Here is a 24,508-nt window from a genome sequence, read left to right as displayed (position 1 = left end):
CGTCGATAAAATGGATTGTTCGCACAATCATTTTACCACGAACGGGGGATTCCCTTATTTTTCCCCGGACAGGTGTGTTTTAGCGCGGTTTTTAGGGGCAGGGAGATGGGGCAACACGTATTGGAAAGGTTTTATCAATGACGGAGAACCACGGACCCCGTGGCGTTACAGGGGGTGGGTATTTAAAAAAATCACCTCACCAAACGTGCCCCGTATTCCCGAGATACACGCCCGGCGAATAGAGAGAAAAAGCTGTTAGGCGGCACACTCTCCCACGCCGATGTCGGGTTTGAAATCGGCGTTTTCCCCCCAATCGAAATAGAGGGTAGGATTCTGGTCGTAGGGGGGCAAGGTGGTGAATTCCTGAACCAACTCTTTGATTCGGCCTTTCCCCACCCGCTCCAACCAGGCGTCAAATTTCTCTTCGCCCTGACGATCGGCTTTAAAAGTCCCGATCACTTTTTTAACAGCGTCGGGAACGCGCCGTGCGGGGAGAGCGGCCACCACCTGACCAAACCGGGCTTCCCCCTCTTTCGTGGACCCGCCCGCCAGCATCATGTAATAGGGAACGGGACGATCACCCACCTTTCGATAAGTGCCGTAGAACCCCAAAGTCCCAATATGGTGCTGACCACAACTGTTGGTGCACCCGGAAATCTTGATGTGGATGCCTTCCATGTCGATGTCATCCGAAAGCCCGTTTGTAAAAAGCCCCCCCAATGCCTTGGAGAGTTCGCGGGATTTGGTCACGGCGATCTGGCAGGTGTCCGCGCCGGGACAACGGGTAATATCGGAGAATCGTCCCCCACCCGCGGTGCCGAGCCCCGCCTTTACCAACGCGTTGAACAGCGCCGGAAGGTCCTCATTTCGAACCCAGCACAGCACAAAGTTTTGCTCAATGGTGGTCCGCAAACGGCCCCCATTAAGACGTCGAGAAATGTTGGCCAAAGAGCGCATCTGCTCCACCGTGATGTCCCCTAAAGGGAGAACCACCGTGGCCCAGCTGTAGCCCGCCTGACGCTGGGCAGACACGTTCGTGGCCTTCCACCGGTCAAACCCGGCCACCGGGGTTTCCGTTGAGACGGGTTCCGGGAGGACAGGAGCGACCTCTTCTGTTAAAGGAATCGACCAATCCACGGTTCCGGCTGAAGTGGAAATGACCGCCCGCCGTTCCGCTTCAAACCGTTTCCGAAACTCATCGGGTCCCCATTTTTTTACTAAAAACTTAATGCGCGCGTGAAGTTTATCGGTGCGATCACCAAACCGATCGAAAAGGTGGATCACCGCTTCGATCGTCGGGAGGAGCAGGTCCGCCGGAGTAAAATCTTCCAAACGAATGGCCACCTGGGGTGTGGCGCCCAACCCACCGCCCACATAGGTCCGAAACCCGCGCACCCCATCCCGAATTTCAGCCACAAACCCGATGTCGTGGATGGGCGTCAACGCGTAATCGATCGGTGTGCTTTCAAAAGCAATCTTGAATTTACGGGGAAGGTTTTGACTGAGAGGATTTCTGAGAAAAAACTTAAACGCCGCGTCCGCGTAAGGCGCCACATCGAAAACCTCTTGGGGATGAACACCGGTGTAAGGATTGGCGGTAATATTCCGAACGGTGTTGCCACACCCTTCCCGGGGGGTGAGACCCGCTTCCGCCAACCGTCGCATAATCTTCGGGGTATCTTCCAGGGGAACCATGTGAATTTGGAGATTTTGCCGGGTCGTAAAATGGCCCACCCGGGAGGGGGCGTAGGTCTCCGTCACATCGGCCATGGCCTCCAACTGTTCCGGCGTCATTTTCCCAAACGGGACTTTGATGCGAACCATCTGCTTGTCCACCTGGTTACGAATGCCGTAAATCCCATTGTTCAGGCGGAACCGCCGAAAATCGTCCATGTCCATTTTCCCGGCCTTGAGGGCACGAATATTTTCTTCCGCCTGGCGAATTTCTTTCTCCACATAATCCGGAAGAGGAACAGCGTGATTCTTTTGAGTGGGGGACATCGTTGACTCCTTAAGAATGACAATGGTCTCTTCCGTAAAAGGGACGGTTTCTTCATCCCGGACCCACGAACGGGCCTCAACAAATTTTCCTTTATTCACGGAGAGAATAACGTTGGACCAGCCGGCCAACAACGGTTGAGACGAGTCGGTGGCGCTCGGGCGAGCGGGATGATCGGGGTGCGTGTGCAACACCCCCACCACATCCAACCCCTCCTTCTCGGCATCCAAAACCACCCGGTTAAACGCCGCCGGGTCCATCACAAATTCAAACTCGCCCTGGGTTTCCGCCCGATGGCCCAGCGTGTCCCGAGCCGTTTCCAAGACGTCCGACCAGGCGCTGCCCTTTTCCCGGAGAAGATTGGTCAACGGGACAAACCGTTCCACCCGTCGAACATCTCCCGTATAAAAATTGCCGATCAACACCCCGCACCCCTCGTAGGGGTAACACGCTTCCGCCCAAACCCGCAGAGCCTCGGGGACGTTGACTTTCCACGCCAGGGTCACAGGTCGTGATCCTTCATGTAGTCTTCGAAATTGTCCAAGAGATCACCCCAATAGCGTGTGTGCAAGTAACGTTCCCCCGAATCCGGGAGGACCGTCACCACCACCCCCTCCGTCAGGCCACTGGCCACTTCAAAAACACCATGCAGAGCCGCCCCACAGGAATAGCCCACCAAAATGCCCTCTTCCCGGGCCATGCGGCAACACATTTCGTAGGCGTCCTCTGTAAAAACAGATATCTTTCGATCGTGAACGCGGGGATCGTATATTCCAGGGACAATGGAGGTCTCCATATGCTTCAACCCTTCCAAACCGTGTAGCGGTGTCGCGGGTTCCACCGCAATGATTTCAACACACGGGTTCAATTCTTTCAAGCGGCGCCCTGTCCCCATTAACGTTCCGCTGGTGCCGATACCTCCCACGAAATGAGTCACCCGCCCCTCCGTTTGTTTCCAGATTTCTTCAGCGGTGGTTTTGTAATGGGCTCGCCAATTGTTGGGATTGTTGTATTGATCGGGCATATAGTAACGGTCCGGCGACTCTTTGTACAACCGATGGGATTCCATTTGGGCCCCATCCGTCCCTTCCATAGGATCTGTAAAAGTGACTTTAGCCCCGAACGCTTCAATCAATCGACTTTTTTCCGAAGCGTTCTCAGGCATCACCAACTGAACCCGGATTCCCAGGGACGCCCCGATCATGGCGTAAGCAATCCCCGTATTCCCCGAAGTTGAATCCAAAAGGATTTTATCTTTGGTCAGTTCCCCAGAAGCCAGAGCTTCCATCATCATGTTCTTGGCCGCCCGATCTTTCACCGATCCGCCCGGGTTCAAAAACTCCGCTTTAGCGTAAATTTCCACACCATCGGGAACCCATCGGGACAACCGTTCCAGTTTTAAGAGGGGTGTGTTCCCAATCCGCTCCAAAAGTCCCACACCATGACGAGGGGTCATCGCAACGCTCATAGGTCATTATCTCGAATTATGACTTTTTCGTCAACATTCGAACCCACCCAAACCGAAAATCAATATTTGGGAACCGTGGGATCGATTTCGTCAGACCAGGCAAGAATCCCGCCTTTCACGTTGGTCAGCTTTTTGAAGCCCAACTGCGTTAAGACCTGTATGGCCTTGGCGCTCCGGACGCCGGACCGACAGTGAACCACGATATCCTCCGCTGTATCCAACTCGTTGGCGCGAACAGCCACATCCGCCAAAGGAATGAGGCGGGCCCCGGGAATTTGAGCGATCTCGTATTCGCTGGGTTCCCGAACATCCACAAGCGTAAACTTTTCTTTCCGATCCATACGGCCTTTGAGTTCTTTCACGGTCATTTCCACTGTGCCACCCCTTTTGAGGCCGTCCTCGGTCCCTCTTCCCAACCCACAAAATTGGTCGTAATCCACCAATTCCGTAATGGTCGGATGATCGCCGCACACGGGGCAAGCCGGGTTGCGTCGAATTTTGAGTTCATCGAAAGACATCTCGAGGGCATTAAAAAGCAAAAGCCGACCCACAAGGGACCGCCCTTTCCCGATGATGAGCTTAATGGTCTCCGTCGCCTGAATCAAACCCACCAACCCCGGCAGGATTCCCAACACTCCCCCCTCCGCGCATGACGGCACTTCCCCCGGCGGCGGGGGCTCGGGATAGAGACATCGGTAACAAGGGCTTTCGGGATCCCCTGGCTTGAACACCGTGGCCTGCCCATCAAAACGAAAGATGGAAGCATACACGTTGGGCTTCTTGAGAAACACACAGGCATCGTTGGTCAAATAGCGGGTTTGGAAATTATCCGTCCCGTCCACCACGATGTCATAGTTTTTCATGATATCCAAAGCCACTTCTCGTCGAAAAGGAAGGTTGTAGGTCTTTACGGTCACGTTCGGATTGATGTCACGAATGGTCTCCCGCGCGCTCTCGACTTTTAATTTCCCCACATCGTTGGTCCCGTGAACGACCTGACGGTGCAGGTTCGTGTGATCGACCACATCAAAATCAACCAACCCCAGTGTCCCCACGCCCGCCGCCGAAAGATAGAGCGCGTTGGGCGATCCCAAACCGCCCGATCCAATGAGAAGAACCTTCGCGTCCATCAATTTCTCTTGGCCTTCCACCCCGACTTCGGGCATGATCAAATGGCGTGAATAACGCAACACCTGTTCTTGGTTCAGTTTCATTTTAGGACCTCCCGCAATTGGGTAAAATCACTGATCAGAAAATCCGGGGACAGAGACTGAAGCTCTTCCTCGGTCCGAAATCCATAGCTAACGGCCACCACTCGCACCCCCGCTGAACGCGCCGCCTGAATGTCCATGGGACTGTCCCCCACCATCACGGCGTCTCCCGGGAAGACATCCAAACGTCGTAACGCTTCCCACAAAGGTTCGGGATCAGGCTTACGGCGAGCCAAAGAATCTCCCCCTAAAACCACAGGAAAGTATGTGTTCAATCCCAAGGTTGCAAGCGTTTTTTCGGTATGCACCATGGGTTTATTGGTCACAAGGGCTAACCCCATCCCCGCAAAAAACCGAAGCGTCTCAATAACCCCAGGGTAAAGTCGCGTCGTGTCCGTACAATGGTCCCGGTAATAGGGAAGAAAAATTTCCAACGCGCGCTTCTGGGTCGGCTCATCCATGGGGCCTATCGCCCGCGACAAAAGTTGCCGCACCCCATCCCCCACCATTCGCTCCACCCGTTCAACGGACAAGGGGGCGTGACCCAACTCCGCCAAAGTGAAATTAACGCAATTTGCGATATCGCGCCGGCTGTCAATCAACGTTCCATCCAAATCAAACAGGATCCCTTTCACCGCCATGGGTTTATTTGGGGTGAATCAAAGCTAAAAATTCGTCCCGCGTGCGGCCATCGGTTCGAAAAAGTCCCACCATCGAACTCGTCACGGTAGGGCTGTTCAGACTTTCAGCTCCCCGCATTTCCATACACATATGCCGAGCCTCCATAATTACCCCCACCCCCAGAGGAGCGACCTTGCGCATAAAAATATCGGCGATCTCGTTGGTCAACCGTTCTTGAACCTGTAAACGCCGGGAAAACGCCTTCACGAGCTTAGGGATTTTAGAGAGACCAATAATCTTTCCATTAGGGACATACGCCACGTGACAAACGCCAAAGAACGGAAGCATGTGATGTTCGCACAAGGAATAAAATTTAATGTCACGCACCACCACCATCTCGCTGTACTCTTCATCAAAAAGAGCCCGATTAATCAGTTGATCCACATCCACCCGGTACCCCTCCGTCAGATCTTCCCAAGCCTTGGCCACGCGTTCGGGGGTTCGAATAAGCCCCTGGCGCTGGGGATCTTCCCCCAGCAACACCAACATTTCCTTTGCTAACGTAGCCAGAGAACGGGAAGTGCGGTGAGAAGATGTTGGGGAAATTTCAGGAGAAGAGGTCATGGAAAAATAAATCTGGTCTTAAGAAAACTTTCGGAGAGAAAAAAGGGCAGCGTTCACAGGTTTCCGGCCATCAAATCCTTCAGAAAGGGCGTGCCAAAAAGAAACACGCTCCTCACCAAGCTTCCAACACAAATAAACTTTTCCATCCCCGGGGATCCAGGCCGGAAAGTCAAGAAGTCCCTGGTCAATGTCTTTCACCAAACACCCGAACTCGCGGATTAAATCCAATCGGCGTCCCACCTCGGCCAACAGGAACTCCACCTCCCCGCGCGCTAAGGCCATATCAACGGGCCCTTCCGGAACCCGATCCCGCCAGAGAGCAATTTTAACATCCGAACGACGCTTTAACTCACGCGCTTCCCCCAACCATTCCGTCAATTGGGGCAACGCGGCTTGGGCTTCGTCTAAAGTAAAATATCCATTCGGCATAGGGATATATTACTTAAAAAGGTGCCTTTAGTCAAAGAACAGCCAAAACCTCATCCGGATGAAGGGCCGGTTTGACTTTAGGAAAAACCGCCACAATTTTACCGGTGGGCCCGATCACGTAGGTTACGCGCAAGATGCCCATATATTTCTTTCCGTACATTGATTTTTCCCCCCAGGCGCCATAGGCTTTCAGGATATCCCCATTTTCATCCGCAAGAAGAGGGAAAGGCAGATCATGTTTCTGAGCGAATTTCGTGTGCGACAAAACGGAGTCTTTGCTGACGCCCAAAACCACCGCTCCCTTCTTTTTAAAACCCCCATACCCGTCGCGAAACCCACAGGCCTCCACCGTACACCCCGGGGTCATATCTTTGGGATAAAAAAAGAGAACGACAAAAGATCCTTTGTAATCAGAAAGACGCTGCTTCTTTCCATTTTGGTCCGCCACCGAAAAAGCGGGGGCCCGATCGCCCACTTTTAACATGATTTACTCCTTTAATTTAGTCGAACCAATCGCTCTGTTAACGACCCGAGCGGCTTCATGGGCTTCCAATAAATCGATGAACCCGTCAAAGACAGCGACAGGGCGCTGGGTGCCGCGATCCACGTGAACCCCAAAAGACGGTGCCGGTCCCGAAAAAGAAACCCGAATTCCCGTGACGGAGGATCGACGGAACCGACGAGGATACCCCAAAGGCCCCACGGCCCGCCGACAAACGATTTCCGCTGGGGACAGGATCAATTCTTCCCGGCCAAACCACAGGATAGAAAAACAAACCGCCGCTAATCCGTTCAAGATTCCCCACGTTCCGAGAACCCACACCGGGATCGTTACCCGTGTTGAAATAAAGAGGATCCCCACAATGGATAGAACCCAAATAACGATGGGGTTCGGGCCCGGGAAAACGAACCGCGATTTTAAGCGAAGAATCGTGCGTCCATCCGCCTCAGACACAGAAACCATTCGGCGGGGACCGCTCCCGAATCGAAGTGAAGGAGGCGGCACGGGCAACACATGGGAAGCTGGCCCTTCCACTTTCAATACAGGAATATCAAAAGAAGCCCAATAATCAGAACGAGACGCCCCCTGAACCCTTAATTGCCACAGAACCGTTCCGCTCGGGGACCATCCCGATGGAGGCCCCTCCGTTGGAATTGAAAAATGAAAGGGCCACGTGTCCGGTGCTGAGGGAGCTGGGGATCGGACCTCCGCTGTCCACAGTCTCCATTGCCCCCAAACCGTGGTTTCCAAGCAATCCAAATGAATAACAATTCCCTTAGGATCTCCCCCTGGAATCCCCGTGTGAAGAACACCCACGAGAACTTCTCCTGGACGGGCCGAAGACCAAATATTTATTTTGGCCCGACCGGGGTACCCCATCCGGTGGGAAGCTTTTAGAGCCAAGAAAACCAATACCCCCCCCACGCCCACGAAGAAACCGCTCGTCCCCCAGAAAAACGCCCCTCCGATCATCCCCTCTCGGCTCGCGCGCATCACCGCCACAAAAGCAACGGTCATCCACACCCCAGTAAGAATCAGCGGCCCCCACTTGCCGAAAAAATTCTTCACGAGAACTTTTCCATCCCCGCCAACCCCATTAAAAGCCGATGCTGAACTTCGGTCACAGGGGCCACGGAAAGACGGGGAATTCGCAAAAAATCCATGGAGGACAACACCGGATGGGCCTTTAACAAAGACAAAGGGATATTTTGTTTTAACCAGCGTTCAAAAATCACATCCACGGCCAACCATTCCGGGTCCGCGGGGTCCGGGTAGGCGGGCCCCTGACTCCGCGCCCAACAAACCAAAGATTTTTCAGGAGAGGAATGGTATCCCCAAATAAGATCTCCCGAAGAGATCGACCGCAATCCCTTCCTTGCCAAAGGCCCACGAACCCCATCCCAACGGGAGAGCCCTTCCGCTTCAACACGGGACCAGGGGAACGCGGCCGGTTCGGTGGAAAAGATCCAGAAGTTCACGAAGGGGGATAGGTCAGGACACTATCGGAAATCAGCATGGTCTCCCGATGATGATCGGACCAGCGAGAAACCCCATCAGAAAAGACATCTTTTTTCCATAAGGGCACACGGGATTTCATTTGGTCCAAAACGTAATGACAGGCCGAGAAAGCGTCGGGAATTTCTGGGGAACTGACAACAAGAAACAGGCTGGTTTCTCCCACCGGAACCCGCCCCAAACGGTGTTGCAACAACAAGCGTGTACCGGGCCATTTCTCTTTCACTTCACCCAGGATGCGGCCCACTTCCTTTTCGCCTAAAGCCTCGTAAGATTCAAACTCCAGCGCCGTCACATTTCCTTCTTGGGTTCGGTCCGCGCGCACCACACCCTGAAACGAGACCACGGCCCCCGCCTCCGAAAGACGCGCCCGCTCCTCAATTCCATCCACCGCAATGGGGTCAACCGAAAAAAATGGAACTTCCTCCATTAATGGATCCTCGGGGGAGGCATAAACGCCACCTCGTCCCCATCCGCGAGAGACGTATCCCATTGAGCCCATTCGCGATTGACCGCAACTCGGGCCACGCGATCGTTAAGGAAACTTAAAATTGTGTCCCCCTCCACGACGGATTGGGGCGTCGCGGAGAGAGGAACTTCCATCCGGCGCGCTTTTATACGATCCGCCACCCCCGCAAAAAAAAGAAGCGTGATCATAAACGAATCATTCGCTCGATCGCTCCCCGCGCTTTGGCGGCAATCTCTTCTGGAACCGTGATCCGATGCCTCTTCTTTTGGAGGGACCAAAGAACCTTTTCAAGGGTGATCATTTTCATAAATTCACATTGGGCGGCCCGCGCCACTGGAATAAATACTTTTTCTGGATTATGTTTTTTAAGGGTGTGCAGGATTCCGGTCTCTGTGGCCACGAGAAAAGTGGACCGAGGGGATTCTTTAGCGTGGGTCACCATCCCGCTTGTGGAGGCAATGACATCCGCGTGTTTCAAAGCCGATGATAAACAACCGCATTCGGGATGAACCAAAAGTTCAACCCCCGGATGCGCCTGTTTTTGAGCCTCGATATCTTCCCCGGTAATAGCGTAATGAACATGGCAGGATCCGGGCCACAGGTGGATGGGCCGACCCGTTTTTTCCCGAACGTATTGTCCCAAGAACATATCGGGCAGGAGCAAAATTTCTTTATCCGCGGGGATCGATTCTACGACACGAACCGCGTTAGAAGAGGTACAACAATAATCCGCCTCGGCTTTGACCTCGGCGGTGGTGTTCACATAAGCGACAACAATGGCCCCCGGATGATGCGCTTTCCATCCCCGCACCTGAGCGGCATCAGCCGTGGCCGCTAAGGAACACCCCGCTTCCAGGTCCGGCAACAGAACTGTTTTCGTTGGGGCAAGGACGGCGGCTGTTTCCGCCATAAAATGCACCCCACAAAAAACGATCACATCCGCTTTGGTTCGGGCCGCTTCCTGAGAAAGAGCCAAGGAGTCCCCCACAAAATCGGCGACGTCTTGGACTTCGCCTCTTTGATACGTGTGTGCAAGAATCACCGCGTTGTGAAGACGTGCAAGCCGTTTGATTTCAGCGACAAGATCCGTGGGAGGCGCGGTGGACATGGTTGAAAGGTTTCCTTAAAAGGTAAGAATGGGACCGCCCTGAGCCTGGGCCAGGAACGCGTTTAATCCGATGACGGCATCCACCCGTTCCGCAACGAGCTTCGGACCTAACTTCAATAGACGTACCCACGCGGAACAAGCGTAAACCCGAACCCCCCCCTGTTCACGGAGATCCCTTAAAAAATCAGCGGGAGTTGAATGTTGAAATTGAAAAGAATCTTCGGACAGAACAGCGGGAGGGGTTCCCCAACGGCCATCGACAAACGCTTTCAGAGCCGGGCCCCTCAAAAAAAGAATACACCGATCCCTTCGTGCGCACGCGGACGCCAAAAAAGAGACCCCCTCATACAGACGATCCACGCCTCCCCCATAGAGAACAACCGAAAAGACCCCCATGGTCACCCGTTACACTATGCTCTAACGACGGACAGGACGGGAGGGTTCAGGTTTCTTTTGCGTGGGAGTTGACGGCTCTGGGGCGGGTTTTTCTTTCATCCGGGCTTTCAGAGCGTCCAAACTCTCCCGATTCTGCGCTTGAATTTTGGCGATGCGCCGCGCGGTCCACCATTGGCGCAGACTTGTGTCCGCGACATAAAAGATCCCCAACGCCACCAGGAGACCGGAGAGGCTAATCCCAATAAGGAACCGGCGCCGGTTCGCGATCAAGAGTGAAACGATGACCCCCAAAATCCCAAGGCTCAGAATAGCCAGGCCAAACATGTTGCTCGTTAATATGAACACGTGTCCCTCCCTAATCGAAATGGAACCTCAAATGCACCCAGCGGTCTACTCAATCATAACACATCGTCAATCCAAATAGTCTCATGCCTCGGAACAATGAACTAATCTTAACAGACAAACAATGCGGCGACAAGGTAAAATTTTTCGGACATAAACTCTCGTGAAAATAGTCGCCTAACCCGAAATCTTCAGTTGGATCGCGGGATTCGACGAAAAATCCGGACCTTTTTCCTTCCCAAAAAGTTTGTCCGTAGTCCCCGCGACCGCGCCAGCGGAAGTGTGACGGCGCTAGCCAGGAATGCCAAGGGGGAATGGCCCGCGTGGGAGCGGCCTACGACCTGCACTTTTTTGTTCGTAAAAAAGCCCGTCTTTTCCGTCTCGCATCAACGGCTCTGCCGCCTCAGGTGCCAGGCTCTCTGAGCCTGGCCGGTCCTCGCGTTCAAATGGGGATTCCGGGTTAAGACAGAAAACGAACTACCCAAGGATTTTTTCCCCAAGGAACAAGCCTCGGGTTAAAATTTCGATGATGAACCGTAGGATCGTGAGCAGGATCACTCCCGCCGCCACCCCTCGAATAACGCCTGGACGAATGACGGTTCCCAGTTGAAGAGGCAAATGGCGATGCACCCCTCCGCTGAATTCGAGGAGCAAGAGAGAAACCAACAACCCGCCCGCCAAAACAAAACGGCCCTCTCCCTGGAAGAAAACAAAAACCAGGAAGAGGGCTATCCCCACCGTGAGACGAGAAACCATTTACGCGCGGCGCACCTTCACCCGCTGGCTGTCTTTAAGCAATTTGTATTCGACGGCGTCCCGCAGGGCTTGCCAGGAAGCTTCGATGATGTTCCCCGAAACTCCCACCGTTCCCCATTCTTCCGCTTGGTCACGGGAGTTGGCGAACACCCGAACCTTCGCGGCGGTCCCCGCCGTGGCATCGATGACGCGAACTTTGAAATCCATCAATCGCATGGTCTTCAGCGTGGGATAGAATTTCTCTAAAGCCCTCCGAAGCGCCTGGTCCAAAGCATCGATGGGACCCGACCCTTCCGCCACACGATGCTCCGTTTTGCCATCGACGACCACCTTCAAAGTCGCCTCGGCCACCAGGCCGCCCGCGTCTTTGTCTTCCTCCACGATCACGCGAAATCCCTTTAATTCAAAAAAGGATTTATACGGATGGACCAACCGCATCACAAGCAAATAGAAAGACGCTTCGGCCCCTTCAAAATGATACCCCTGATTCTCGAGAGCTTTCACGCGATGGATAATTTTATCGACGGCCTCCGGATGTTTCTCTAAATCCACTTTAAATTCCCGGGCCTTCAAGATCATATTCGAACGGCCCGCCAATTCAGAGACCAAAACGCGCCGTTTGTTCCCCACGATAGCGGGACTCATGTGTTCATAGGTCCCGGCGTGGCGCGCCATGGCGGCCACGTGAACGCCTCCTTTGTGGGCAAAAGCCGAGTTCCCCACGTAAGGCTGGCTGTCGTGGGGCACCTGATTGGCAATCTCCGTCACATAACGTGAGGTTTCGGTCAGAGTGGACAATTGTTCTTCCGTCAAACACGGGAGATTCAATTTTTTCATCACCCCCGGAATGATGGAGATCAGATTGGCGTTCCCACACCGTTCCCCCATCCCGTTGATCGTCCCTTGCACCAAAATCACCCCCTGACGAACGGCTTCCAGGGAGTTGGCCACAGCCGCATCCGAATCGTTGTGGCAATGGATTCCCAGCTGGGCTTTCGGCATGTGACGCCGAACGTCCAAGACAATCTCAGCGATGTGATGGGGTAGAGCCCCCCCATTCGTGTCACACAGAGTCAGATTGTCGGCGCCCGCCTCCAGCGCCGCTTTCAGGCTGGCGAGGGCATACTCTGCATTGGAATGATATCCATCAAAAAAATGTTCAGCGTCGTAGATGACTTCTTTCCCCTTAGACTTCAAGAAACGAACCGATTCACTGATCATCTTCAAGTTTTCTTGAGGCGTCGCCCGGAGAGCGTGGGTCACATGGAGGTCCCAGGACTTCCCAAAAATGCATGCCACCGGGGTCTTGACTCGAACGATGGCCAACAAGTTGGGATCCGCGTGAGCCGTGCTGTCTTTACGCCGCGTGGATCCAAACGCCGAAAGCCGGGCGTTCTTAAACCGCAAAGAACGGGCGCGGGCAAAAAACTCTTCATCTTTAGGGTTGGACCCCGGCCACCCCCCTTCGATGTAACGGACCCCCAGCCGATCCAAAGACTGGGCGACCTTTACTTTGTCGTCCACCGATAGAGAAACACCTTCCCCCTGCGTTCCATCACGCAGAGTGGTGTCGTAGAGTATAACCCGTCCCGATTCTTTCGGTTTGGCCACGCTAGTTGGCCTTCAGGTGCGGTTTGTCCAAACCAAAAGACTTGTGCGCGATGCGCACCGCTTTGGGCCCATCGTTTTCCCTGACCATGCACGCCACCTTAATCTCCGAAGTTGAAATCATGTCAATGTTCACACCCCCATCCGCCAACGCGCGAAACAAAGTCGCCGCCACACCCGGGTGACTTCTCATTCCCACGCCCACAATGGAGACCTTGGCCATTTTATCGTCCAACACCACTTCTTCCGCCTTAAGCAACCCGGCCACTTCGTTCATGATTTTCATGGCTTTTTTAGTGTCCCCGCGGCCCACAGTGAAAGAGATGTCGTTCCGGTTCGACTCCGGTGCCGATTGGATGATCATGTCCACGTTCACGCCTTCTTCCGCCAAGGGACCAAACACCCGGGCCGCCACACCCGGACGATCCGGGATGTTCCGTAAAGTGATCTTCGCTTGCTTGGGATCGTAAGCGACCCCGGACACCACTACGTTTTCCATGCGCGGCACCTCCGCCGTAATCAACGTTCCTTCTTCCTCAATAAAAGACGATCGAACGTGAATGTCCACGTTGTATTTTTTTCCCACTTCAATGGATCGGGGTTGCATCACCTGGGCCCCCGCCCCGGCCAATTCCAACATTTCCTCAAACGAGATCCTGTCAATTTTCTGTGCCTCAGGAACGATCCGAGGGTCTGTCGTAAAAACACCCTGAACGTCCGTATAGATTTCACAGAGGTCGGCTTTGAGGGCGGCCGCTAAAGCCACCGCCGTTAGATCCGACCCCCCCCGTCCCAACGTGGTGATATCCGCATTCGAGTTCAACCCTTGAAATCCCGCGACAATAACCACACTCTTCTTTTTCAACTCGCTCAAAACCTTTTTGGGTTGAATGCGCGTGATGCGCGCCCGGGAGTGGGTGTCATCCGCAAAAATACCCGCTTGGGGACCAGTCAGGGAAACAGCCCGCACCCCTTTTTCGTTAATGGCCATCGACAGGAGGGCAATGGACACCTGCTCACCTGTTGACAAAAGCATGTCCATTTCCCGACCCGATGGATTCTCTGAAATTTTGTCGGCCATCGCGATTAAATCATCGGTCATATCTCCTGGGGCGGACACCACCACCACGATACGATTTCCCCCTTTCTTCCGGGCGACGATCCGACTGGCCACCACTTTCATGCGGTCGGCGTCCGCCACAGAACTCCCCCCGAATTTCATCACAACCAACTGGCTCATGTGCAAACTCCCATTCTATCGATAACGATTATACGAACTAAATCACCCGAAACGATATGTCAGGCGGCTTTGTGAACACGATTTGCAGGGGCATATAAAAACCCAAAAACGCTCAAATCTTCGTCCAGAGAAGGCCAATGAATTCCATACCCTGAAACTGAAATTTTGCAATCACGAAGTTCCTTCTTGGAAGCCCGACTTAAAGAAGGAAACCACGCCAAAGGGACCTCAACGACGCGCCCATCACTCAAGGAAACACGCAAGGTATCTTTGGGGAATGACACAGACAGAATGGCCGGCCATTCCGACGAATTAAATGTTGAAGTGTTCATTCCATTTCTCCTGTATGAGAGATTTTTTAGCCCCCAATATTTTCATGAGAACTCTCAAATCATGGGAATTTAGCCCTTGACTCCACACCAACTGACACGATGGAATCCAAAATTTCGCTTCCCCACCATGTCCAGAAATATGAATATGGCACGGTTCGAAACTTTCGTTGCTGTAAAAATGAAATCGAAATCCTTTTTCTCGAAAAACGGTCGGCATAAAAACTCCATATTTCTTTCTAAAACAATCGCGCCCCTTGCAATTCTAAACTTAGAACCCGAGAAAGAGAGGGAGAGCCCTTCTCGCGAAAAACCCGTTCCATGGCCCGAGCGACATTCGACGCTTTTTCTTTTGAAGTTAAGGCCAACACCGTCGGACCGGCGCCCGAAAGAGCGGCCCCGTAAGCGCCCCCGGCTCGGGCCCCCGCGATCACGTCCATGAGACCAGGGACCAAAGCGGCCCGATAGGGCTGGTGCAACCGGTCTCCCATGGCTTCGCCCAATAGATCGTAGCGCTTTTCCTTGAGGGCACTCAAGAAGAGCGCCACATGGGCCGCGTTATAAACCGCGTCTTTCCGATCCACCCGCGCGGGAAGAACCCGACGCGCCCGTTCCGTGGGCACTTTCAAATTCGGGGTGCACACCACCGCACGGAGGTCACGGGTGAGGTAGGCGTCTTTCCACGCCACATACTTCACCCCATTGGGAGTGACGATTCCCGCGCACAATCCGCCCACCAAAGCCGGTAAGACGTTGTCCGGATGGCCCTCCAACGCTGTCGCCATCTCAATTAAATCGTCCATTGAAAAAAAACCTTTCATCGCGGTGTTGGCGGCGATCAGGCCTCCCACAATGGCGGCTGATGAGGATCCCAATCCGCCGGCCACGGGGAGCCGAACCGTCAAATGGATTTCCACCGAGGGCATTGATTTTCCCGCCGCCTGAAACAACCGCCCCATGGCGCGGTAGGCCAAGTTGGTCGCGTCCGTGGGAATGTCACTGCCCCCCATTCCCTCCGCCGTAACACGAAGGGGCGAGCGCTGATCGGGGGAACCAAAACGCACCCGAATCTCGTCGTAAAGGCCGACGGCCAAACCCAAGGCATCAAAACCCGGCCCGAGATTGGCGGAAGTCGCGGGAACACGAACCCGCACCGACAGCGGAACCGAGGAGCTCTTTTTCACTCAATACACGAGCCGCTTAGGCCCGAAGGATCTCCGGAACGTCCACGGGCTTTTCCAGCTTCGCCGCCACCACACCGGCCTCCAAATGGGCCGCGTGCTCTTGTACCAACCGATGGACATCCTGCGTGATCCGCATGGAACAAAACTTCGGTCCACACATGGAACAGAATCGGGCGTCTTTAAAACCTTCCTCAGGCAACGTGGAATCGTGCTTCGCCTGAGCGGCCTCCGGATCCAAGGAAAGACGGAACTGATCTTTCCATCGAAATTCAAATCGCGCTTTGGACAGCTCGTCGTCCCGGTCCCGGGCGCCGGGACGCCCCCGAGCGATATCCGAGGCGTGGGCCGCAATTTTGTACGCGATGCAACCCTGGCGAACGTCTTCCGCGTTCGGAAGTGATAAATGCTCCGCCGGGGTCACGTAACAAAGCAAAGACGCCCCTGCCCACCCCATCACCGCCGCCCCAATGGCGGAAGTGATATGGTCGTAGCCCGGCGCGATATCCGTGACGAGAGGCCCAAGTGTGTAGAAAGGCGCCTCGTGACACCATTTCTGTTGAATCTCCGCGTTCATCTTGATCAAATGGAGAGGAACGTGCCCAGGGCCTTCGATCATCACTTGAACGTCATGGGTCCACGCTTTCAGTGTCAGTTCACCCAAAACTTTCAGTTCACCAAACTGGGCCTCATCATTGGCGTCGTGCAAACACCCGGGACGCAACCCATCTCCCAATGAGAACGAGACATCGTATTGCTTGAAAATTTCACACAGTTCCCCAAAATGGGTGTAAAGAAAATTTTCTTTCCCATGGGAGATCATCCACTGGGCCAAAAGCGACCCACCCCGGGACACTATCCCCGTGATGCGGTTTTTGGTTAAAGGGATATGGTCGCGCAACAGCCCAGCGTGAATGGTCATGTAATCCACCCCTTGACGGGCCTGCTTCTCCACCTCATCCAAGAACAATTGAGGAGTAATTTCTTCCACTTTTCCCACCCGGGCCAAAACACCGTAAATCGGCACGGTTCCCACCGGGACTTTGGAATGGGAGATCACCGCTTCGCGGGTGGCGTCCAAGTCTTTCCCCGTGGACAAATCCATCACAGTGTCCGCGTGATACTTAATGGCCATATCCACCTTGTTCAATTCACATTGGATATCGGAAGTCGTCGCTGAATTCCCCAAATTCGCATTAATTTTACAGTTGAAGTTAATGCCAATTCCCATGGGTTCCAAACGGTGTTTCAAGTGGTTCACGTTCGCGGGGATAATGGCCCGCCCGCGCGCCACTTCTTGCCGAACGAATTCGGGTTCCAGCTTTTCTTTTCCAGCGACAAAAATCATTTCAGGGGTGATCTCCCCCGCTTTCGCCCGGTGCATTTGGGATAGGTTTTTTGTGCTCATGAGTTGGGCCTCCTGGACGCCATTGTTTCCTGCCGTTCCTTCTTCGTTTTAAGTATGAGATCTTTAAAATCTTTCGCGGCTCGTTTCACATCGGGAGCTCCGGCGATGGCGCGAACCACCGCCACCCGGTCCGCCCCAGCAGAAATCGCTTGTGTCACATTGGAGAGATTGAGCCCTCCAATGGCCACAAAAGGGATTCGAACCAATTGACGGTATTCCTTGACCAATTCAAGCCCCACGGCAGAATAATCCGGTTTGGTCGGCGTGGCGAACAAGGGTCCGCAACTGATGTAATCCGCTCCATCCCCCACCGCGGCCAAGGCCTGGGCCGTGGAATGAGTGGAACACCCAATGAGTTTCTTGTGTCCCATCATGCCCCGCACCATCCGCACGGGCAAATCCTCCTGCCCCACATGGACCCCATCCACGTCGGCCGCCAGCGCCACGTCCACCCGATCGTTCAAGATAAAAAACGTCCCCGTTCGATCGCAAATGGCCTGGAGATCCTTCGCCAATCGAAACAGCTCCCGAGACGAAAGGGTTTTGTCCCTCAGCTGAACCGCGTCGGCGCCTCCCGCACAAGCCGCCTCGACCATCGCGGCATAACTCTGCCCCGCCCGAGGCGACGAAGTGATGACGTAAAGGTGAACATCGGAAAAATCAAACAATCGTTTTTGCATTAGATCTCCAAATGAGACAACGCCGTTTTTTCATTGACATACATCTGAAACCTGACTTTTTTAAACCGCGCCGAGGCCCCCGGGCTAAAAACCTTTCCGTACTCTTCCAACACACGAACCGCCTCTTGCACGCGCCGGAAATTGGCGGCAACCAAACCGGGCCAGTCCCGGGATTTGCCTTCGGCCATTCGGCGTCCCAAATCCGTGACGCTCTCCCGGCCCCCCACCAGTTGGGGGTAAGCGGTCCGGGTCAAGGTGTCCAAATCGTGTCGTGCTCCGCGCAGGGATCCGAACAACACCCGGTCCTTCCAAACGAACCGTGCGGTGTCCTCCAAAACGCGTAGGCCTTCCCGGGCACGATTCAGGTTGGCGTCCAGAACGCGAAAACGCTCAACCGTCGCCGCCCTATTCTTTCTTGCGGGCAGACGATGAACCATAGCGTTGGACAATCGTTTGGATGATACCCGTTGTGGAACACCCCTTCATGAGGGGAACCCGCACGACCTTCTGAACAAACTCACGCCCCACGATGGACCCGGAAGCCCAATCCCCGCCTTTCACCAAGATGTCGGGACGGAGAAGTCGAATCAGTTGAAGAGGGGTGTCCTCTAAAAACCAGGTCACAAAATCCACGGGGCGGAGAGCGGCCATCAGCGCGGCTCGATCTTTCAGGGGAAGGATGGGCCGAAGGGGCCCCTTTATACGCCGCACAGAAACATCCGCGTTCAACCCCACCACCAACAAATCCCCCTGCCGCTTGGCCCAATCGAGCACCTTTAAGTGCCCCGCGTGAACCAAATCAAAACAACCATTGGTAAAGACAACCGTTTTCCCTCGACGAATGGGCGCCAGGCGTGTCGCTAACGATTTTCCCGAAACGACAGTCCCGTTCATGTGTGAACCTCGGGATAAAAGAGGGGAACAGCGCGATTAATAACCGGTCGCCTTCCCCACGGAGGGATACAGTTCCTCTTCAATGATTCCGCAGAGCGTGTGGAGAAGAGCCAGGTGTCCCTCTTGGATCCGCGAGGTGCGCCGTGAGGGAACGGTTAAACAAACATCCGCCACCGCTTTTAGTTTTCCCCCGCCCTGTCCGGTCCAAGCGATCACCACGGCGCCCGCTTGTTGGGCCACGCGTACGCCTTCCAAAACGTTTTCCGAGTTCCCCGAAGTGGAGATGGCCACCACCACATCCCCCCGATGGATAAAATTCTCCAACTGGCGTGAAAAAACTTCTTTGTACGAATAGTCGTTGGCGATGGCCGTCAAGGTCGAACTGTTGGTGGTGAGAGCCACCGCGGGGAGCCCGGGGCGATTTTTCTCAAACCGACCAGAAAGTTCCGCTGTTAAATGCTGGGCGTCGGCCGCCGATCCCCCATTGCCAAAAGCCACCACCTTCTTCTTTTGGCGAAGAGCCGCCACCAAGACCCGAGCGGCTTTCTCAATCGAAGGAGCTTCGTCCGATAGAAGACGAAGGTTATCGGACGACTCTTTGAGCTGAGCCCGAATTCTGTCCTGAAAGCTTTCCTTCTTAGTCGGAGACACAGGATCAGTGGGCCGGCTGCAGCGCCAAATGTTTTTCGATGAAATCCGTTGTCACATCGCCCTTCATGAAAGCCTCGTGGGCCATCACGTCCCGATGAAACGGGATGGTGGTTTTGACACCATCCACGGTAAATTCGTTGAGGGCCCGAGCCATGCGGCGAATCGTGTGTTCTCGCCCTCCCCCAGGCCCGTAACGCGTCGCCACAATAAGCTTCGCCATCAAACTATCGTAATAGGTGGGGATGGTATACCCCTGAAAGACATGGGTGTCCACACGCACACCGGGCCCCCCCGGAAGAATCAACTGGGTGATTTTCCCTGGAGAGGGCATGAAATTCCGGTCAGGATCTTCCGCGTTGATCCGGCACTCCATGGCGTGGTGTCGGATTTGGATATCGTCCGAGGAAAACGGAATTTTTTCACCCGCCGCGGTTCGGATTTGCTCTTTGATCAAATCGATCCCCGTGACCATTTCCGTGACCGGATGCTCCACCTGAATCCGCGTGTTCATTTCAATAAAAAAGAAGTCATTGGCCTTTTTATCATACAGGAATTCGACTGTCGCCACGGTTTGATACTTCACGGCCTTGGCCGCCAAGCGAGCGGCCTTCCCCATTTTTTTTCGAATACTCTCCGATATGGAGGAGGACGGGGATTCCTCAATGAGCTTTTGATGACGCCGTTGAACCGAACAATCCCGTTCGGGAAAACTCACCACGTTGCCGAAGGCATCTCCCAGAATTTGAACTTCAATGTGCCGGGGCGCGGTCAAATAGCGCTCCAAGTAAACCTCTCCGTTACCGAAAGCGGCCTTGGCCTCGTTCGCCGCGGCGTTGATGGCGTCTTTTAAGAAACTCGCTTCCTGAACCACGCGCATGCCTTTTCCCCCGCCTCCGGCCTTGGCTTTCACTAAAATCGGGTAACCGATTTTTTTGGCGATTTTATGCAAATCCTTATCGTTGACATCAATACATCCCTTCGTTCCTGGGATAATGGGAACACCGTAATCGCCCATGATTTTCCGGGCCTCGGCCTTGTCTCCCATTTTACGAAGGGCATCTTTGGAAGGTCCGATGAAGGTGATGTGACAGCTTTCGCACACTTCAGCGAAATGAGTGTTTTCCGACAAAAAGCCATACCCGGGGTGAATGGCGTCAGCGCCCGTTATTTCGGCGGCCGATATAATAGCGGGGATATTTAAATAACTTTCCCCAGCGGGCCCAGGCCCGATGCAAACGGACTCGTCGGCAAATCGAACATGAAGGGATTCCCGATCGATGTCGGAATGGACAGCCACCGTACGAATCCCCAGCTCCCGGCACGCGCGAACCACACGCACCGCGATCTCCCCTCGATTGGCGATCAAAATTTTCTTAAACATCAGGCCCCCTCGGATTTTTCGATCTCAAAAAGTGGTTGACCGTATTCCACCGAATGCGCGTTTTCCACCAAAACACGAACGATTCGGCCCTTCACGTCGGCCACGACATCTTTCGGGACCTGCATGGCTTCCACCATCCCCAGCCGTTGACCCGGCGACACCTCATCGCCTTCCACCACAAGGGGAGGCCGGCCTTTCGGTGCACGGAAAAAAGTCCCCACCATGGGGGATTTGACGGGATGGACCAACGGCTCCAGAGGGGCAGATTTCTCCAAAGACAAATCGGTCGGTGCGGGAACCACCGGCGCCAACGTCCTCTTAAACGCCAGACGCCGCCCCTCCTTTTCCCATATCACTTCAGACAACCCCGACTCAGCGGCAAATGCGAGCAATTCCTCTAACGTCGGAGGCGCTTCTTCTCCGTTCACGCGGTTTTTCATACGCGGCTCAAATATTCGCTGGTTCGGGTGTCCACCAGGATGGACTCCCCTTCTTTAATAAAAAGAGGGACCATCACTTCCATCTTGTTTTCCAGAGTGGCCGGCTTCACCATGTTGGACACGGAATCACCTTTCACCCCTGGGACAGTGCTTTCCACCTTTAAAGCCACGCTGGTGGGAAGATCCACACCTAAAAATTCTTCTTCAAGGTAAAGAGCCTGCACGTCCATGTTTTCCGTAAGGAATCGATGGGAGTCACCCAATTTTTCTTTCGGCACGGGAACCTGATCGAAGGTTTTGGGATCCATAAATGTAAAATTGTCCCCTTCCGCGTAAAGGTACTGCATGGGTTTCCGTGAGAGGGAGAGTTCCTTAAACCGCTCACCCGACTTAAAGGTGCGCTCAATCGTGGCACCCGTTCGGACGTTCCGAATTTTCACCCGGAGCATAGCACCTCCCTTCCCGGGTTTGTGGTGCTGAAACCAAACGATCTGATAGACGACACCCTCATGTTCAAAAACAGTGCCGTTCCCCATATCCGATGTACTGATCATAGACCGCTCCCCTAGAGAAAGATAGTGTTAAACTTGTGTCAGTATTTCGTGTCCGGTGGGAGAAACACGAAGCGTGTCTTCAATCCGAACCCCAAACCGGCCCGGCAAATAGATCCCCGGTTCAACGGTCAAGAGCATATTGGCCGCAAGAACGTCTGGGCTTTTGGGCCGAATCCAAGGGGGTTCATGAATATCGATACCCACCCCATGGCCCGTGCTGTGAACAAAGGTCCGCCCGTAACCTGCCTTGGAAATAACGCCCCGGGTGGCGGCGTCCACTTCACCTCCGGTGGCCCCCGGCCGCACTTTCGAAATACCTGCGGCCTGAGCCGCCAAAACAACGTCAAAGATCCGTCGGTAACTCGAAGGAATTTTACCGTAAAAGAACGAGCGGGTCAAGTCGGACCGATAGGCCCCCACGCGGCATCCCACGTCGAACAGAACCGGGGTGTTGGCCTTCAAGATCGCGTCTCCCGGGATGTGATGGGGGAGAGACGTATGAACCCCCACCGCGGCAATCAGATCAAACCCGAGCCCGTGAGCGCCCCGCTTAACAAATTGCTGTTCGATGGCCCAGGCCATTTCTTTCTCGGTCATCCCGGGGCGAAGACGGGGTTTGATAAAAGCAACGGACTGAGCGGTAATCTGACAGGCCTTCCGAAGGAGGTTTAGCTCTTCTTCCCCCTTAATGGCCCGGAGTTCTTCTAAGGGATTGGGACAAGGGGCCAAACCTTTCTTCTTCAACACATCCCCCAAACGAAAATTCAGTTGATCCGCGTCAAACCCCAGGGTTTTAAGGCGGTATTTTTTAGCAAGATCCGCCACAGCGAACGAAAGGCGTTTGCCGATCACCAACCGACACCCCGGAGCGTTTTCACGAACTTGCCCCGCCAAAAGGGCGGAGGCGAAAAGCCAAGTGCCCTTCCCCGTCACCAACCCGTAAAATCCCTCCGAATGAAACCCCGTCAGGTAATACAGGTCCGCCACGCTAGAGAAAAAATAGGCGTCAATTTTTTTTCGATCAAAAACTTCCAGCAACCTTTCCCGCCGTTCACGAAACACCGCCGCGGGAAGCGTGCCTTTGGGAATTCTCATAACCCGACCTCCGTTAACGTCTGAAACACATCGTCCCGGGGAACCTGGGCCACCACTTTGGCCCGGCCCATTCCAACAGGGACCACAAAGCGAAATCCACCATCCACGGTTTTCTTGTCTCGTGCCATGGCGGCCAAAATTTTCGACCGGGGCAAACGCCGATGAACGCGGGTCGGAAGGCCCCACCGCGCCACGAGAGATTCCACCCTTGGAATAGCGTTTAAGGGAAACGTGCCCAGACGCTCCCCCAACCGCGCCGCGGCACACAAACCAATGGCCACCGCTTCTCCATGGGTATAGGCCCGGTATCCGGAAACGGACTCAATCGCGTGGCCAAACGTATGTCCCAAGTTTAACGTCGCCCGAACACCGCTCAGTTCCTTCTCATCTTTGGATACCACATCCGCCTTAATGGCCGCCGAACGGGCCACCAAGGATTCCAAAACGCGCATGTTCTTTTTTAAAACAGGGAGATCAATTTTTTCCAAAATCTCAAGGATTTCAGGGTCCGCGATGATCCCGTATTTAATAATTTCGGCGAGACCGGTACGCCACTGCCGGTCGGGCAACGTCGTCAATGTGGTGAGATCCATCCAAACACCTATCGGTTGCCAAAAGGCCCCCACGAGGTTTTTCCCTTGGGGAAGGTCCACCCCCGTTTTCCCACCGATCGAAGCGTCCACCATCGCCAACAGAGTGGTGGGGCACTGAACAAAGGGAATCCCCCGCATATAGGTGGCCGCCACAAACCCAGCCACATCCCCAACCACTCCACCGCCCAGTGCCATCAACACCGATCCCCGATCCAAACGAGCCGCCAGAGCCCTTTGGTAAAGCCGTTGGACCACAGCCAATGTTTTGTGGGATTCGCCATCTGGAATCAGGGCGAGCGTGGGGGTAAAACCGTCCTTACGAAGTCCTCCCAACAGGCGCTCCCCATAAAGTCGCGCGATGGGAGCCGAGCTAACAACCAGGGCGCGCCGTCCGGAAATAAGAGGAGCCAACGCGCGGCCCATATTTTCCAATCGAGCCCCCACCACAATTGCAGGACTCCGGCCCCCGCTCAATGACATTCGAATTCGTTTCACAAGAGCCCCACCTTTAAAGCTCGATCCGCAATTTTGTCCGCAACCTGTTGGTCTGTTAAAAAGTCGGTCTCAATGGTTTCTTGACACCGGGAATAGGAAGCCCGGCGTTCGTTCAAAAGTTCCCGCACACGATCAAGGGGAGTCGCCCCCATCAGAAGGGGACGAGGGACGGAGGCCAAATCCAGTCGACGAACAAGAGTTTCGGGAGACGCCGTCAAAAGGAAAACCCGCCCATTCCTCTCCAGTTCATCCATATTGGATTTTCGAAGAGGCACGCCGCCCCCCGTGGCAATCACCGCCTTGTCCATGAGGGAAACCAAGGAAACCGTTTGGGCCTCCAAATCACGGAAGGCGGGTTCCCCCCCCTTCGCGAAAAGATCGGCAATCGAATGACCCGTTTGTTTTTCAATCAGATCGTCTGTATCAAAAAAAGCCCAGCCCAACCGATGGGCCAGCAACTGGCCCACCACGGATTTGCCTGTTGCCATAAATCCGGTCAAAACAATATTCACGAAAGAG

General features: G+C 54.3%; 32 protein-coding genes. 1 reads left to right on the top strand and 31 read right to left on the bottom strand.

The window, feature by feature from the left end; translation table 11 throughout:
• Positions 1–255: 255 nt before the first annotated feature.
• The 14 genes from JNK54_02430 to JNK54_02365 are packed head-to-tail and all read right to left on the bottom strand — an operon-like array spanning position 256 to position 10,687.
• A complete protein-coding gene (locus JNK54_02430; GenBank protein MBL8023125.1) occupies positions 256–2,505 on the bottom strand; it encodes a Mov34/MPN/PAD-1 family protein in 2,250 nt (749 codons plus the stop codon).
• Positions 2,502–3,467 (bottom strand): cysteine synthase family protein, encoded by a 966-nt coding sequence (locus JNK54_02425; protein ID MBL8023124.1) that lies wholly within the window; start codon positions 3,465–3,467, stop codon positions 2,502–2,504. The genes JNK54_02430 and JNK54_02425 overlap by 4 nt, the downstream gene beginning before the upstream one ends.
• Before the next feature lie 59 nt (positions 3,468–3,526).
• Positions 3,527–4,681 (bottom strand): molybdopterin-synthase adenylyltransferase MoeB, encoded by a 1,155-nt coding sequence (gene moeB, locus JNK54_02420; GenBank protein MBL8023123.1) that lies wholly within the window; start codon positions 4,679–4,681, stop codon positions 3,527–3,529.
• A complete protein-coding gene (gene gph / locus JNK54_02415; protein MBL8023122.1) occupies positions 4,678–5,319 on the bottom strand; it encodes a phosphoglycolate phosphatase in 642 nt (213 codons plus the stop codon). Before gph ends, moeB begins: the two co-directional genes overlap by 4 nt.
• A 4-nt stretch (positions 5,320–5,323) precedes the next feature.
• Positions 5,324–5,923, bottom strand: a complete 600-nt coding sequence (folE, locus tag JNK54_02410) for a GTP cyclohydrolase I FolE (protein MBL8023121.1) — start codon at positions 5,921–5,923, stop codon at positions 5,324–5,326.
• Between the two features lie 18 nt (positions 5,924–5,941).
• The gene (locus tag JNK54_02405) at positions 5,942–6,352 is read right to left on the bottom strand and encodes a DUF2203 domain-containing protein (GenBank protein ID MBL8023120.1); all 411 of its coding nucleotides are present in this window, start codon (positions 6,350–6,352) and stop codon (positions 5,942–5,944) included.
• Between the two features lie 31 nt (positions 6,353–6,383).
• Complete coding sequence (gene bcp / locus JNK54_02400) at positions 6,384–6,836, bottom strand: thioredoxin-dependent thiol peroxidase (protein MBL8023119.1); 453 nt, start codon at positions 6,834–6,836, stop codon at positions 6,384–6,386.
• Positions 6,837–6,839: 3 nt separating this feature from the next.
• A complete protein-coding gene (locus JNK54_02395; protein ID MBL8023118.1) occupies positions 6,840–7,922 on the bottom strand; it encodes a hypothetical protein in 1,083 nt (360 codons plus the stop codon).
• Positions 7,919–8,332 (bottom strand): EVE domain-containing protein, encoded by a 414-nt coding sequence (locus JNK54_02390; protein MBL8023117.1) that lies wholly within the window; start codon positions 8,330–8,332, stop codon positions 7,919–7,921. Before JNK54_02390 ends, JNK54_02395 begins: the two co-directional genes overlap by 4 nt.
• Complete coding sequence (locus JNK54_02385) at positions 8,329–8,799, bottom strand: molybdenum cofactor biosynthesis protein MoaE (GenBank protein MBL8023116.1); 471 nt, start codon at positions 8,797–8,799, stop codon at positions 8,329–8,331. Before JNK54_02385 ends, JNK54_02390 begins: the two co-directional genes overlap by 4 nt.
• Positions 8,799–9,026 (bottom strand): MoaD/ThiS family protein, encoded by a 228-nt coding sequence (locus JNK54_02380; GenBank protein MBL8023115.1) that lies wholly within the window; start codon positions 9,024–9,026, stop codon positions 8,799–8,801. Before JNK54_02380 ends, JNK54_02385 begins: the two co-directional genes overlap by 1 nt.
• Positions 9,023–9,946 carry a quinolinate synthase NadA gene (gene nadA / locus JNK54_02375; GenBank protein MBL8023114.1) on the bottom strand — a complete coding sequence of 308 codons (924 nt, stop codon included), beginning with the start codon at positions 9,944–9,946 and terminating at the stop codon, positions 9,023–9,025. Before nadA ends, JNK54_02380 begins: the two co-directional genes overlap by 4 nt.
• 15 nt (positions 9,947–9,961) lie before the next feature.
• On the bottom strand, positions 9,962–10,348 hold the full coding sequence (locus JNK54_02370) for a hypothetical protein (GenBank protein MBL8023113.1): 387 nt from the start codon (positions 10,346–10,348) through the stop codon (positions 9,962–9,964).
• A gap of 15 nt (positions 10,349–10,363) precedes the next feature.
• On the bottom strand, positions 10,364–10,687 hold the full coding sequence (locus JNK54_02365) for a hypothetical protein (protein MBL8023112.1): 324 nt from the start codon (positions 10,685–10,687) through the stop codon (positions 10,364–10,366).
• Between the two features lie 311 nt (positions 10,688–10,998).
• On the opposite strand from JNK54_02365, the gene JNK54_02360 reads away from it, so the two are divergent.
• Positions 10,999–11,148 carry a hypothetical protein gene (locus tag JNK54_02360; GenBank protein MBL8023111.1) on the top strand — a complete coding sequence of 50 codons (150 nt, stop codon included), beginning with the start codon at positions 10,999–11,001 and terminating at the stop codon, positions 11,146–11,148.
• Between the two features lie 13 nt (positions 11,149–11,161).
• On the opposite strand, the gene JNK54_02355 is transcribed toward JNK54_02360, so the two are convergent.
• The 17 genes from JNK54_02355 to JNK54_02275 are packed head-to-tail and all read right to left on the bottom strand — an operon-like array spanning position 11,162 to position 24,477.
• Positions 11,162–11,440 carry a hypothetical protein gene (locus JNK54_02355; GenBank protein MBL8023110.1) on the bottom strand — a complete coding sequence of 93 codons (279 nt, stop codon included), beginning with the start codon at positions 11,438–11,440 and terminating at the stop codon, positions 11,162–11,164.
• A complete protein-coding gene (locus JNK54_02350) occupies positions 11,441–13,021 on the bottom strand; it encodes a citramalate synthase (protein ID MBL8023109.1) in 1,581 nt (526 codons plus the stop codon).
• Positions 13,022–13,052: 31 nt separating this feature from the next.
• Positions 13,053–14,288, bottom strand: coding sequence for an aspartate kinase (locus JNK54_02345; protein ID MBL8023108.1), 1,236 nt, complete (start codon positions 14,286–14,288; stop codon positions 13,053–13,055).
• A gap of 59 nt (positions 14,289–14,347) precedes the next feature.
• Positions 14,348–14,620 carry a DUF2442 domain-containing protein gene (locus JNK54_02340; GenBank protein MBL8023107.1) on the bottom strand — a complete coding sequence of 91 codons (273 nt, stop codon included), beginning with the start codon at positions 14,618–14,620 and terminating at the stop codon, positions 14,348–14,350.
• A complete protein-coding gene (locus JNK54_02335) occupies positions 14,601–14,837 on the bottom strand; it encodes a DUF4160 domain-containing protein (protein MBL8023106.1) in 237 nt (78 codons plus the stop codon). Before JNK54_02335 ends, JNK54_02340 begins: the two co-directional genes overlap by 20 nt.
• Before the next feature lie 19 nt (positions 14,838–14,856).
• Positions 14,857–15,801, bottom strand: a complete 945-nt coding sequence (locus tag JNK54_02330) for a homoserine kinase (GenBank protein ID MBL8023105.1) — start codon at positions 15,799–15,801, stop codon at positions 14,857–14,859.
• 16 nt (positions 15,802–15,817) lie between these two features.
• Positions 15,818–17,206: a phosphomethylpyrimidine synthase ThiC gene (thiC, locus tag JNK54_02325; protein MBL8023104.1), complete on the bottom strand. Its 1,389-nt coding sequence runs from the start codon at positions 17,204–17,206 to the stop codon at positions 15,818–15,820.
• Positions 17,203–17,886, bottom strand: coding sequence for a thiamine phosphate synthase (gene thiE, locus JNK54_02320; GenBank protein MBL8023103.1), 684 nt, complete (start codon positions 17,884–17,886; stop codon positions 17,203–17,205). Before thiE ends, thiC begins: the two co-directional genes overlap by 4 nt.
• A complete protein-coding gene (locus tag JNK54_02315; protein ID MBL8023102.1) occupies positions 17,886–18,335 on the bottom strand; it encodes a thiamine-phosphate pyrophosphorylase in 450 nt (149 codons plus the stop codon). The genes thiE and JNK54_02315 overlap by 1 nt, the downstream gene beginning before the upstream one ends.
• Positions 18,292–18,780 (bottom strand): adenylyltransferase/cytidyltransferase family protein, encoded by a 489-nt coding sequence (locus JNK54_02310; GenBank protein ID MBL8023101.1) that lies wholly within the window; start codon positions 18,778–18,780, stop codon positions 18,292–18,294. Before JNK54_02310 ends, JNK54_02315 begins: the two co-directional genes overlap by 44 nt.
• A gap of 36 nt (positions 18,781–18,816) precedes the next feature.
• Positions 18,817–19,431, bottom strand: coding sequence for an SIS domain-containing protein (locus tag JNK54_02305; GenBank protein MBL8023100.1), 615 nt, complete (start codon positions 19,429–19,431; stop codon positions 18,817–18,819).
• A gap of 4 nt (positions 19,432–19,435) precedes the next feature.
• Positions 19,436–20,812 (bottom strand): acetyl-CoA carboxylase biotin carboxylase subunit, encoded by a 1,377-nt coding sequence (gene accC, locus JNK54_02300; protein MBL8023099.1) that lies wholly within the window; start codon positions 20,810–20,812, stop codon positions 19,436–19,438.
• Positions 20,812–21,252, bottom strand: coding sequence for an acetyl-CoA carboxylase biotin carboxyl carrier protein (locus JNK54_02295; GenBank protein MBL8023098.1), 441 nt, complete (start codon positions 21,250–21,252; stop codon positions 20,812–20,814). The genes accC and JNK54_02295 overlap by 1 nt, the downstream gene beginning before the upstream one ends.
• Positions 21,249–21,806 carry an elongation factor P gene (efp, locus tag JNK54_02290; protein MBL8023097.1) on the bottom strand — a complete coding sequence of 186 codons (558 nt, stop codon included), beginning with the start codon at positions 21,804–21,806 and terminating at the stop codon, positions 21,249–21,251. Before efp ends, JNK54_02295 begins: the two co-directional genes overlap by 4 nt.
• A 27-nt stretch (positions 21,807–21,833) precedes the next feature.
• Positions 21,834–22,901 (bottom strand): aminopeptidase P family protein, encoded by a 1,068-nt coding sequence (locus JNK54_02285; GenBank protein ID MBL8023096.1) that lies wholly within the window; start codon positions 22,899–22,901, stop codon positions 21,834–21,836.
• Positions 22,898–23,989, bottom strand: a complete 1,092-nt coding sequence (gene aroB / locus JNK54_02280; GenBank protein ID MBL8023095.1) for a 3-dehydroquinate synthase — start codon at positions 23,987–23,989, stop codon at positions 22,898–22,900. The genes JNK54_02285 and aroB overlap by 4 nt, the downstream gene beginning before the upstream one ends.
• Entirely contained in the window at positions 23,986–24,477 is a 492-nt protein-coding gene (locus JNK54_02275) for a shikimate kinase (protein MBL8023094.1), read from the bottom strand. The genes aroB and JNK54_02275 overlap by 4 nt, the downstream gene beginning before the upstream one ends.
• Between the last annotated feature and the right edge of the window lie 31 nt (positions 24,478–24,508).

The sequence above is a fragment of the Elusimicrobiota bacterium genome, assembly GCA_016788905.1.
GTDB lineage: Bacteria > Elusimicrobiota > Elusimicrobia > FEN-1173 > FEN-1173 > JADKHR01.
This window is presented reverse-complemented; position numbering and strand designations above follow the sequence as displayed.

Bases quoted from the DNA above. Each gene is read 5' to 3' on its own strand.
- JNK54_02425 (MBL8023124.1), bottom strand. From the start codon at position 3,467: ATGAGCGTTGCGATGACCCCTCGTCATGGTGTGGGACTTTTGGAGCGG.
- moeB (MBL8023123.1), bottom strand. From the start codon at position 4,681: ATGAAACTGAACCAAGAACAGGTGTTGCGTTATTCACGCCATTTGATC.
- gph (MBL8023122.1), bottom strand. From the start codon at position 5,319: ATGGCGGTGAAAGGGATCCTGTTTGATTTGGATGGAACGTTGATTGAC.
- folE (MBL8023121.1), bottom strand. From the start codon at position 5,923: ATGACCTCTTCTCCTGAAATTTCCCCAACATCTTCTCACCGCACTTCC.
- JNK54_02405 (MBL8023120.1), bottom strand. From the start codon at position 6,352: ATGCCGAATGGATATTTTACTTTAGACGAAGCCCAAGCCGCGTTGCCC.
- bcp (MBL8023119.1), bottom strand. From the start codon at position 6,836: ATGTTAAAAGTGGGCGATCGGGCCCCCGCTTTTTCGGTGGCGGACCAA.
- JNK54_02385 (MBL8023116.1), bottom strand. From the start codon at position 8,799: ATGGAGGAAGTTCCATTTTTTTCGGTTGACCCCATTGCGGTGGATGGA.
- JNK54_02380 (MBL8023115.1), bottom strand. From the start codon at position 9,026: ATGATCACGCTTCTTTTTTTTGCGGGGGTGGCGGATCGTATAAAAGCG.
- nadA (MBL8023114.1), bottom strand. From the start codon at position 9,946: ATGTCCACCGCGCCTCCCACGGATCTTGTCGCTGAAATCAAACGGCTT.
- JNK54_02360 (MBL8023111.1), top strand. From the start codon at position 10,999: ATGGCCCGCGTGGGAGCGGCCTACGACCTGCACTTTTTTGTTCGTAAA.
- JNK54_02355 (MBL8023110.1), bottom strand. From the start codon at position 11,440: ATGGTTTCTCGTCTCACGGTGGGGATAGCCCTCTTCCTGGTTTTTGTT.
- JNK54_02345 (MBL8023108.1), bottom strand. From the start codon at position 14,288: ATGAGCCAGTTGGTTGTGATGAAATTCGGGGGGAGTTCTGTGGCGGAC.
- JNK54_02340 (MBL8023107.1), bottom strand. From the start codon at position 14,620: ATGAACACTTCAACATTTAATTCGTCGGAATGGCCGGCCATTCTGTCT.
- JNK54_02335 (MBL8023106.1), bottom strand. From the start codon at position 14,837: ATGCCGACCGTTTTTCGAGAAAAAGGATTTCGATTTCATTTTTACAGC.
- thiC (MBL8023104.1), bottom strand. From the start codon at position 17,206: ATGAGCACAAAAAACCTATCCCAAATGCACCGGGCGAAAGCGGGGGAG.
- thiE (MBL8023103.1), bottom strand. From the start codon at position 17,886: ATGCAAAAACGATTGTTTGATTTTTCCGATGTTCACCTTTACGTCATC.
- JNK54_02310 (MBL8023101.1), bottom strand. From the start codon at position 18,780: ATGAACGGGACTGTCGTTTCGGGAAAATCGTTAGCGACACGCCTGGCG.
- accC (MBL8023099.1), bottom strand. From the start codon at position 20,812: ATGTTTAAGAAAATTTTGATCGCCAATCGAGGGGAGATCGCGGTGCGT.
- JNK54_02295 (MBL8023098.1), bottom strand. From the start codon at position 21,252: ATGAAAAACCGCGTGAACGGAGAAGAAGCGCCTCCGACGTTAGAGGAA.
- efp (MBL8023097.1), bottom strand. From the start codon at position 21,806: ATGATCAGTACATCGGATATGGGGAACGGCACTGTTTTTGAACATGAG.
- JNK54_02285 (MBL8023096.1), bottom strand. From the start codon at position 22,901: ATGAGAATTCCCAAAGGCACGCTTCCCGCGGCGGTGTTTCGTGAACGG.
- JNK54_02275 (MBL8023094.1), bottom strand. From the start codon at position 24,477: ATGGCAACAGGCAAATCCGTGGTGGGCCAGTTGCTGGCCCATCGGTTG.